Below are 2,040 nucleotides of genomic sequence, written 5' to 3' on the forward strand. Positions count from 1 at the left end.
CCATAAATTAACCTGCTTTTGATGTTGGATTGAACATATCAAAATCAGGCAATTACACAATTTTATGTACAGGCTCCTCCGATGGTCTTTCCGTTCACCTTATGTTCCTTGCTTCTCTGTCGCCGCGCATCGCCCCGGCCTGACGGAAATGCTTCGTCGATTTTCAGCCGGACCAGGGCATTGCTGTAACCCTTTTATTCCCATGGCATCATTTTATCGCTTCAGTAGGTCTGGCGAGGTTGATGTGGTGGAAGTAGTACTACCCCTGGTTGAAACGAAGTCACCCAGGATCCCACCTGCGACTCGACTACAGCAAGTGGGATTCGTTCAACGCATTACATCCCTGGCCCCGTAGCTGTGAGTTGTCGTTCTGCTGTGAGCTGGAGTTCATACAGTGCCGGGAGCACAGTCGCGGCGGCGCTCAATCCATGCCCTAACTGGCACAGGCTTTCCGGCGAAAACTCGCAGGCCTCTTTTTCGCCAAAGGTGACAAAGGTTTTTCCCAGGAAGTGCAGACCGTGGCACAGCCCTGCGATGTTGTTTTCACAACTGTCTGCCAGCACGGTGGCCTCTTCCGGGCTTAAGTGAGAGATATCCAGGCGACAAAAAATGTCTTTCAACTCAGAAGAAAGGATCTGGCTGTCAGGCAGCATGCTGCACCTCCACTGGAACTCCGGACAGGGAATTTAGTGAATAACTCAGCAGGTTATCGTTGAACGATGGGCGCGAAGAAAAAGCGTACGTGATACCATTGGCAGTAGCCATAGCATTACCTCGATTAATGTTGTGGTCAGAGGCCCGCAGGTGTTGGTAGCACCTGTGGGCTTCGTTGTTTTTGTAAGACAAGTGTCATACACTTGCTGACAATCAAACTCTAAATTGGTGTCAGACACATGTCAACCGTATCATTCAAAAAAAAGGGAAACAAACAGATCGCATTGCGTGTCGAGCCTTCTCTTGAGGAAGGTATCCAGCAGGCGCTCAAAGCTGATGGTGATGCGACTCTTTCAGCCTGGATTAAGCGAATTATCAGGAAGGAACTTCAGTCGCGTGGAATTGAGACTACGGAATGATATGAAAAATTGTGGCGGTAGAATTCATGTCTGGTAGTACAAAGGCAGAATAATCGCATGCAATGTTCGAGTTCTTTTTTCATCGAGCCCTGTACGATGGGCATCCTGGGCGGGGATAATTTCAAGGAATCGATGTTATGGCCTCCGTCTACTCAGAAGAGTATCAACGGGTAATCACCGCGCTAAAAAACGCCCGCAAAGCCCGTGGCATAGCAAAGGCTCAACTCGCAGAGGCTCTGGGCAAGCCACAATCATTTATCGCTAAAATTAAAAACGGTGAGAGAAGGCTGGATGTAGTAGAGTTTGTGCATCTGGCAAGGTTGGTGGGAGTTGAGGTGGGGGAGGTATTGGAGAGTTTAAAGAAAAAATGAACATTATTCAGAGATGATTCAGCATCAATGCGTTGTGTTCAAAGGTTTACTTTCGATAAAAAAATTAATATTAAATATGTGATAAGTAATTTATTTATTGTTGTGGTGTGCGATTTTTATTGATTATTTAAAATGAACCTCGCTATAATAATTTATTGTTTAGTTTTTCTCTAAGGCAGTTAAGAGGGTGTATGTTTATTGAGATGCTAAAGATAATAATTGGATTTGTTCTTACCGGGGTCCTGGACGTTTTTATCTCAAGTAGATATCAGAGAAAGAATTCACTTATACAAATAAAAATATTAAAAGTAGAAAAGGATGTGCTGAAATTAAAAGAGGTTGTTAGTACTATTGAAATGCTTTCGAGTGTTCGTAATTATAAAGGAAGGTGTTTGGCTGATCTGGTATGTAAGTCTGGCATGGAAGATATAAATTCAGTTGTAATCATGCAGGCAAGAGAGGAATATAAGAGCTCTGTTGTGGAGTGGAATAGAAATATCAATAAATTATATATAGAATTATGGAAGGTGCGATTTAATCGTCAGTTATGAGAACATAAGGCTTTCTTTGCCATAGATTTTTCACGATGCCCGCAC

At 43.7% G+C, this 2,040-nt stretch carries 3 protein-coding genes; 2 read left to right on the forward strand and 1 reads right to left on the reverse strand.

Annotated features, from left to right (window positions below):
- Window positions 1–335: 335 nt before the first annotated feature.
- Window positions 336–653, reverse strand: coding sequence for a hypothetical protein (locus tag ACSZO4_RS25410; RefSeq protein ID WP_437891860.1), 318 nt, complete (start codon window positions 651–653; stop codon window positions 336–338).
- Window positions 654–1,210: 557 nt separating this feature from the next.
- On the opposite strand from ACSZO4_RS25410, the gene ACSZO4_RS25415 reads away from it, so the two are divergent.
- Window positions 1,211–1,444 (forward strand): helix-turn-helix domain-containing protein, encoded by a 234-nt coding sequence (locus ACSZO4_RS25415; RefSeq protein WP_437891861.1) that lies wholly within the window; start codon window positions 1,211–1,213, stop codon window positions 1,442–1,444.
- Window positions 1,445–1,635: 191 nt separating this feature from the next.
- Complete coding sequence (locus tag ACSZO4_RS25420) at window positions 1,636–1,995, forward strand: hypothetical protein (protein ID WP_437891862.1); 360 nt, start codon at window positions 1,636–1,638, stop codon at window positions 1,993–1,995.
- The last annotated feature ends 45 nt before the right edge of the window (window positions 1,996–2,040 follow it).

This window comes from Phytobacter sp. V91, from assembly GCF_965644225.1.
Taxonomy (GTDB): Bacteria; Pseudomonadota; Gammaproteobacteria; order Enterobacterales; family Enterobacteriaceae; genus CBFFRJ01.